8 protein-coding genes and 1 pseudogene are annotated in these 6,637 nt (G+C 66.2%); 6 read left to right on the forward strand and 3 right to left on the reverse strand.

Features of this window, described 5'->3' with window-relative positions:
* Positions 1–293: 293 nt before the first annotated feature.
* Entirely contained in the window at positions 294–1,115 is an 822-nt protein-coding gene (gene nudC / locus RTQ83_RS17025) for an NAD(+) diphosphatase (RefSeq protein ID WP_312516993.1), read from the forward strand.
* 8 nt (positions 1,116–1,123) lie between these two features.
* On the opposite strand, the gene RTQ83_RS17030 is transcribed toward nudC, so the two are convergent.
* Positions 1,124–2,089, reverse strand: a complete 966-nt coding sequence (locus tag RTQ83_RS17030) for a hypothetical protein (protein ID WP_312516995.1) — start codon at positions 2,087–2,089, stop codon at positions 1,124–1,126.
* Between the two features lie 143 nt (positions 2,090–2,232).
* Between RTQ83_RS17030 and folE the strand changes: the two genes are divergently transcribed.
* From folE to RTQ83_RS17045, 3 genes and pseudogenes are all read left to right on the forward strand, one after another.
* Positions 2,233–2,799 (forward strand): GTP cyclohydrolase I FolE, encoded by a 567-nt coding sequence (gene folE, locus RTQ83_RS17035; protein ID WP_312516997.1) that lies wholly within the window; start codon positions 2,233–2,235, stop codon positions 2,797–2,799.
* Positions 2,800–2,871: 72 nt separating this feature from the next.
* Positions 2,872–3,147 (forward strand): annotated as a pseudogene (locus RTQ83_RS17040) (transposase); the annotation flags it as partial.
* A gap of 169 nt (positions 3,148–3,316) precedes the next feature.
* Positions 3,317–3,925 carry a phosphatase PAP2 family protein gene (locus RTQ83_RS17045; RefSeq protein WP_312516999.1) on the forward strand — a complete coding sequence of 203 codons (609 nt, stop codon included), beginning with the start codon at positions 3,317–3,319 and terminating at the stop codon, positions 3,923–3,925.
* Between the two features lie 26 nt (positions 3,926–3,951).
* On the opposite strand, the gene RTQ83_RS17050 is transcribed toward RTQ83_RS17045, so the two are convergent.
* On the reverse strand, positions 3,952–4,365 hold the full coding sequence (locus tag RTQ83_RS17050) for a hypothetical protein (RefSeq protein ID WP_312517001.1): 414 nt from the start codon (positions 4,363–4,365) through the stop codon (positions 3,952–3,954).
* A gap of 111 nt (positions 4,366–4,476) precedes the next feature.
* Between RTQ83_RS17050 and RTQ83_RS17055 the strand changes: the two genes are divergently transcribed.
* Both RTQ83_RS17055 and RTQ83_RS17060 read left to right on the forward strand, forming a co-directional pair.
* Positions 4,477–5,733: an RtcB family protein gene (locus tag RTQ83_RS17055; RefSeq protein ID WP_409456122.1), complete on the forward strand. Its 1,257-nt coding sequence runs from the start codon at positions 4,477–4,479 to the stop codon at positions 5,731–5,733.
* An 88-nt stretch (positions 5,734–5,821) separates the two neighbouring features.
* Positions 5,822–6,028, forward strand: coding sequence for a hypothetical protein (locus RTQ83_RS17060; RefSeq protein WP_312517002.1), 207 nt, complete (start codon positions 5,822–5,824; stop codon positions 6,026–6,028).
* A 19-nt stretch (positions 6,029–6,047) separates the two neighbouring features.
* Here the strand turns inward: RTQ83_RS17060 and RTQ83_RS17065 are convergent.
* On the reverse strand, positions 6,048–6,637 hold a 590-nt coding region (locus RTQ83_RS17065; RefSeq protein ID WP_312517004.1), incomplete at its 5' end, for an HAD hydrolase-like protein.

Genomic DNA, 6,637 nt, shown 5'->3' on the forward strand with positions numbered 1-6,637 from the left:
GGGTTTCTCCAGAAATGGCAGCATTGAGAATTGGACAGCATCGAGCGGCGGCCAGCAGGCAAAAAACGCCGGCCAGGGTCGCATCGGGAGATGTTTGAGCGCGGCCGTTCAAGATAAGTTCGGGGAGGGCGGCACAAATCGCGCACCTCGCGCCCGCATGTTGCGCGGATGCCGCGGTCGCGTTGTGGGCGGCGGTCGTGGCGTAAGAATCGCCCCAGCAGGCAATCGGCCGTCCGCCTGAAGGCCGCCGTGAAAGGCGGTATCATCGGGCAACTAATTTGTTGGCGCCGACTATGCTACAGACACCCGCTTCCTTCACTTCGTCGTTCGTGCAGCATCCCGATCCCGAGCCGCTCAGCTTCCTGTTCTACCGGGGACAGCTGCTGGTGCGCGAGGAAGACATCGCCTTGCCGGACGCGGCGCTGGTCGAGCGCCTCGGCCTGCCTGACCGCAACCTGCAGCCGCTGGGTCTGCTGGACGAGCGCTATTGCCGCACTGGCTGGTTCGATGCCGAACCGGTGCTGCCTGCCGGCTATGCCTGGCGCGGCCTGCGCTCGCTGTTCGGCGCGGTCGGCGAACCGCTGCTGGCGGTGGCGGGACGTGCCGCCCAGATCGCCGAATGGGCGCGCACCCACCGCTTCTGCGGCGCCTGCGGCAGCGGCACCGTGCTGGCCGCCGGCGAACGCTGCTTCAAATGCGTCAATTGCGGCCACATGGCCTATCCGCGCATCTCGCCGGCAATGATGGTGCTGATCCGCAAGGGCGACTCGGTGCTGATGGCGCTGCACCAGGCGCCGGCGGTGCAGCGCTTCGTGCCGCTGGCCGGCTTCCTGGAGGCGGGCGAATCGATCGAGGAAGCGATCCACCGCGAGGTGTTCGAGGAAGTCGGGCTGCGCGTGCACAACCTGCGCTATTTCGCCAGCCAGTCGTGGCCTTTCCCGCATTCGCTGATGCTGGCCTTCACCGCCGACTACCTGGACGGCGAGATCCGCGTCGACACCAGCGAGATCGCCGAGGCGCGCTGGTTCGGTCCGGAGGACGAATGGCCGGAACGGGTGCCGCAGATCTCGATCTCGAGCATGCTGGTCGACGCCCACCGCCCGCCCGGGCGCTGAGACCCGGATTAGGCCGGCGACGGTGGCGCGGCCGCAGCCGCTGCAGTAGCGCCGGAAGTGGCGGCAGGCGCGCCGGCTGCAGCGACCGGCGGCGCCGAACCAGGCGCGGCGGCCGGCACCAGCATCCCCGCAACCGGTACGACGCCGCCATCGAAGCGCGTGTCCAGCGGCGCCGGCTTGGCGCCGGTGCTGCGCAGGTTGACGGCGCGCTGCAGCACGTCGAACCAGAACGGCGCGCCGAACAGGGTGGTGCTGGCCGTCACCAGCCAGCCGGCCGCCTGCAGCGCGAAAGCGGCGTCGAGCGTGGGCGGGAAGGTCTGCCAGCCGATCGGCAGCGCCCATAGCTGGTCGAGCATGGCGGCACTGAGCGTGGCGTCCATGGCCCCGATCTGCGCCGCCAGCGCCGGCTGCTGCCACAGCGTGCGGAACAGGTGGATGCTGTCGATGTTGAACAGGATCGCCAGCAGCAGCGACAACAGGAACGATACCAGCAGCTGGCGCCGCTTGTAGACGCCGGACAGGCGCTCCATCGCCGCTTCGAACCAGGCGGCGACGGCGGCCTGGAAGCGGGCCGGATCGGCGCCGGCCTGGCTGTACAGCGTCTGCAGCGTGCGTTGCAGTTGCGGGTCTGGTACCGCGCCGATGGCGGCCTCGAGCGAGGCGTGGCCCTGGCGGATGCTGTCGATCAGGGCAATCGCGAAATTCCCCGGTTCGATGTAGGATGGCCGGGAGGGCCGGTCCGAGGCCGGGGCGCCGCCCGTGCGCGGATTGGCCAGCGGATGCGCGTACAGCGCCCGCGCCAGGCCCTCGCAGCGCGGATCGCCCAGCATGCGCCTGACGGCGTCGAGCAGCATGTTGGCGCGCAGGTGGAAGGCGCCGGCCAGCGCTTCCTGCAGGGTGGTGACGACCAGCGCCAGCGTGGCGTAGCAAAATGCCAGGCCGATGGCGACTTCGAGGACCGTGCTGCCGAACATGACCGTCTCCCAGGGCAGGAACCACGCTCAACGCTAAGCCAACTGTCGGGTCCGTGTCTGATCTTGATCAAGTGTGGGCCCGCCGCCGGCCGACCAGAAGCATTTTCTATATACTTGCGGCAATCGTTTTTTTAGGGTTTACCATGTCTGACAAAGAAGCTTTCACCGAACACGACTGGCGTCGCCTGCTGTCGAGCATCGGCGAGGATCCGGACCGTCCGGGCCTGCACGAAACCCCGGCGCGCGTGGCCAAGGCCTGGAAACACTGGACTTCCGGCTACGACCAGGATCCGGTGGAAGTGCTCAAGGCGTTCGAGGACGGCGCCGAGGAATACAACGAACTGATCGTGGTGCGCGGCATCCCGGTCTACAGCCACTGCGAACACCACCTGGCGCCGTTCTTCGGCAAGGCCACGGTCGGCTATCTGCCGAACGGCAAGATCGTCGGGCTGTCCAAACTGACCCGCCTGGTCGACATCTTCTCCAAGCGCCTGCAGGTGCAGGAACGCATGACGATCCAGATCGCCAATGCGCTGATGGAAGTGCTGGAACCGAAAGCGGTGGGTGTGGTCGTCAAGTGCCGCCACATGTGCATGGAAAGCCGCGGCATCCGCGCCATCGGCGAAGAAACCATCACTTCGGCCATGCTGGGCGACCTGCAGCCGAACCTGGCGCTGCGCACCGAGTTCCTGGCGCTGGCGCGTGATTAAAAGCGCGACGAATCTGGCAAAGTAACGGAACCTGTTCCAGATCAAGACCTCCAAGTTATTTTGGAGGTCGCCATGGACCGTCCCGACTACCCGAGCGATATCTCACGCGAGCAGTTCGACAGCGTGCGCGGCATGCTCGAGGCCGCAAGGCGCAAGACCCGTCCACGCAAGCATGACTTGTACGACGTGTTCTGCGCCGTCCTCTATTTTCTCCACACCGGCAGCACCTGGCGCGCGATGCCGCCCGGCTATCCGCCATGGCGCACCGTGCACGAATACTTCACCCAGTGGACGATGCAGCGCGAAGGCGGCCAGTCACTGCTCGAGAGCGTACTGGAGCACGTCGGCCGCCAGGCCGAACTGACACAATTGCGCGCGCTGCTGCACCGGCACTGACGACGGTGTTCGCCGACGTTGTCACTCTTCTGTCACATTTTGTTTCATTTGCTCAGGAGTGCGCAGGAAAGCATGGTCTAAGCTAGTTGATGATTTATTAATACATCATCCGCGCTGACCCATGCTCGAGCAATTCAACCTGATCCTTTTTTCCGCCCTCAACGCCCATGCCGACCTGACCGGGTGGCAGTTGAGCGGCGCTGTGTTTGCGGCCGAGTGGCTGATCTTCCTGGTGCCCTTGTCGCTGACGCTGCTCTGGACCAATGGCGCGGGACCGGGCCGCGAAGCGGCGCTGCGTGCATTCGGCGCCGCGGTCGGCGCGCTGACGCTCAACGCCATGATCGGCCATCTCTGGTACAGCCCGCGTCCCTTCGTGGCCGAGGTCGGCCATACCTTCCTGCTGCATGCGCCGGACAGTTCTTTCCCGAGCGACCATGCCACCAGCATCTTCTCGGTGGCGTTGGTGCTGGCCTTCAGCGGTTCTGCGCTGGCGCGCCGTCTGGGACTGGTGATGTTGCCGCTGTCGCTGCTGGTGGCGTGGTCGCGCGTTTACCTGGGCGTGCACTGGCCGAAGGACATGATCGGGGCGCTGCTGGTGTCGTCCGGCTTCGCGCTGCTGGCCTGCACGCCAATGGCGCAGGCGGCATGTGCGCGCGCGCTGCCGATGCTGGAATCGGTGTACCGGCGCCTGCTGGCGCTGCCGATCGGCCGCGGCTGGCTGCGTCCCTGAATGGTTCCTGAGCGATCCCTGAGCGCTTACGACGCGTCGCTTTCCGGCTTGGCGAACACCAGCTGGTTGTCTTCCTCGAGCACGAACACGCCCAAAGGCTGGCCGGTGACCGCGTCGGCCTCCGGCGCCTCGAGCTGGGTGCAGTCGGCGATGTTCACTTGCCACGCCTCGTCGTCGGCGCGCAGGGTGTAGACGTCGTTGCCGCTGTCGAACAGTTCGATCTGCAGGTCGGACAGCCACACCGAGCCGAGCTCGATCTGGCGCTGGCAGGCCGGCATGTGCGAGACGATCGCGCGCAGCGTGCCTTCCTTACTCCAGAAATATTCCTTGTCCACCCGTACCGTGAGCGCGTGCTGGTCGTTGTCGATGGCGTAGCTGGCGGTCTCGGTGAAGCAGCCGGTCAGCAGCAGCGGAGCCAGCAGGTAGAGTGGAAAGCGCATGGAGTGTCCGTGGTTCATGATGCAACAGTGCATTCGTGGCGAGTATAGCAATTGCGCAAGCAGGTTTCAGCCGGACACCCCGTTTTTGCGATTTGCGCGATCATGCGCCGCATGGAAGGTAATGACTATCAACTGCTCGATGGCCGCCCTGCGGATCGCCGCCCGACGGAGAGCCGCCCGGTCAAGATGTGGACCGAAGGCGTGCCGGTCGAGGCGGAAGCGAAGGAGCAGCTGGCCAAGCTGGCGCAGCTGCCGTTCGTGTTCCACCACATCGCCGTGATGCCGGATGTCCACGTCGGCAAAGGCTCGACCATCGGCAGCGTGATCCCGACCCTGGGTGCGGTGATTCCCGCGGCGGTGGGCGTCGACATCGGATGCGGCATGATGGCGGCCAAGACCACGCTGCGCGCCGACGACCTGCCCGACAACCTGGGCCGGCTGCGCAGCGCCATCGAACAGGCGGTGCCGCACGGAATGTCGCCCAAGACGCGCAATGCCAAGGGCCGCGACGTCGGTTCCTGGAACAATCCGCCGCCGGCCGTCGATGCCGGCTGGATGAAACTCAAGGACGAGTTCGACGAGATCTGCCGCAAGTATCCCAAGCTGCGCCACTCCAACAACTACAAGCACCTGGGCACGCTCGGCAGCGGCAACCATTTCGTCGAGGTATGCCTGGACGAAGAAAATTTCGTGTGGCTGATGCTGCACTCCGGCTCGCGCGGCGTCGGCAATGCGATCGGCAGCCATTTCATCGAGCTGGCGCGCCAGGACATGCGGCGCCATATGATCAACCTGCCGGACCAGGACCTGGCCTATCTGGAAGAGGGAACCCAGCACTACGACGACTACGTGGAAGCGGTCGGCTGGGCCCAGAAGTTCGCGCGCATCAACCGCGAAGTCATGATGCACAACCTGATCCACGCGGTGCGCGGCGTGATCAGGAAGCCGTTCGAGACCCATGTCGAAGCGGTCAACTGCCACCACAATTACGTGCAGCGCGAACGCCATTTCGGCAAGGACGTCTTGATCACGCGCAAGGGTGCGGTATCGGCCCAGAAAGGCGAGCTGGGCATCATCCCCGGTTCGATGGGCGCGCGCAGTTTCATCGTGCGTGGCAAAGGTAATCCGGAAAGCTTCAACAGTTGCAGCCATGGCGCAGGACGCGTGATGAGCCGCACCGAGGCCAAGCGCCGCTTCACCCTGGCCGACCAGGAACGCGCCACGCGCGGGGTCGAATGCCGCAAGGACGAAGGCGTGATCGACGAAATCCCGATGGCGTACAAGGACATCGACGCCGTCATGCATGCCCAGCGCGAGCTGGTGGAAGTGGTCCACACGCTGAAGCAGGTGGTGTGCGTGAAGGGATGAGCGACCGAGGTGTCCCCAGCCGGCGCCGGCTGTCCGTGCTTCCGATGGAAGCGGGCACAGGCGCGCCATTGACGAAGCGAGCGATCCGATGCGAGACGATACCTTGGCGCCGAGCCAGCCTCCTGTCCCCAGCCCTGCCGCGCCCGGCGGGCCTGCAGCAGAGGCCGATCATCCACCTGACTGCGGCCAGAACGCGGCGCCGCCGGGCGACGTCTTGTGCCGCGATGGCGCCTATCCCGGCAGGGTGACGGCAGTGCGCAAGGCGGTCGAGCGCAACGCGGCCTTCGGCTGCTAGCGCGCGGCCCCTGCGGGTTCTAGGCAGCCGCCAGCGACAGCAGGTCGCGTGGCGCGCGAAATTCGCGTACCGGCCCCGTATTGCGCAGCGCCTCGATCGGCGCATAGCCCCAGCTCACCGCGCCGAAGCCGACTCCTGCGCGGTGCGCGGCGTCGGCATCGGTGGTCTGGTCGCCCACGTACAGCGCCCGTGCCGCCGGCAGCTGCGCCTGGCGCAGCACCTTGCGGATGCGCGCGCTCTTGCCGAAGATCGACATGCCGCATTCGTAGTGCCGAAACAGCGCCGCCAGTTCCGGCCCCAGCGTGCGCCGCACATTGTCCTCGGCATTCGATGACACCAGCGCCAGCCGCATGCCGGCCCGGTCGAGCGCGCGCAGCACGCCCTCGACGCCGTCGAACAGGGGAATCTGCCCGGTGTGCCCACGCATGCGGTCGATGAACGAGCGCGAGGCGATCGGCAGCTTCCAGGCCGGCATGCCGACATGACGCATGATGTCGCGCGGCCCATAGTGGCGCAGCCGCTCGGCCTGGCAGGCGTCGACGCGCCTGAAGCCGTGCTGGTCGGCGATGTCGTTGAACACGCTCAGGAAGAACGGCCAGGAGTCGGCCA

The organism is Massilia sp. (assembly GCF_031995545.1).
In the GTDB taxonomy this organism is placed as follows: domain Bacteria; phylum Pseudomonadota; class Gammaproteobacteria; order Burkholderiales; family Burkholderiaceae_D; genus Telluria.

Coding starts and splice junctions, on each gene's coding strand:
- RTQ83_RS17055 (WP_409456122.1), top strand. CDS start 4,477: ATGGAAGGTAATGACTATCAACTGCTCGATGGCCGCCCTGCGGATCGC.
- RTQ83_RS17045 (WP_312516999.1), top strand. CDS start 3,317: ATGCTCGAGCAATTCAACCTGATCCTTTTTTCCGCCCTCAACGCCCAT.
- RTQ83_RS17050 (WP_312517001.1), bottom strand. CDS start 4,365: ATGCGCTTTCCACTCTACCTGCTGGCTCCGCTGCTGCTGACCGGCTGC.
- nudC (WP_312516993.1), top strand. CDS start 294: ATGCTACAGACACCCGCTTCCTTCACTTCGTCGTTCGTGCAGCATCCC.
- folE (WP_312516997.1), top strand. CDS start 2,233: ATGTCTGACAAAGAAGCTTTCACCGAACACGACTGGCGTCGCCTGCTG.
- RTQ83_RS17030 (WP_312516995.1), bottom strand. CDS start 2,089: ATGTTCGGCAGCACGGTCCTCGAAGTCGCCATCGGCCTGGCATTTTGC.
- RTQ83_RS17060 (WP_312517002.1), top strand. CDS start 5,822: ATGCGAGACGATACCTTGGCGCCGAGCCAGCCTCCTGTCCCCAGCCCT.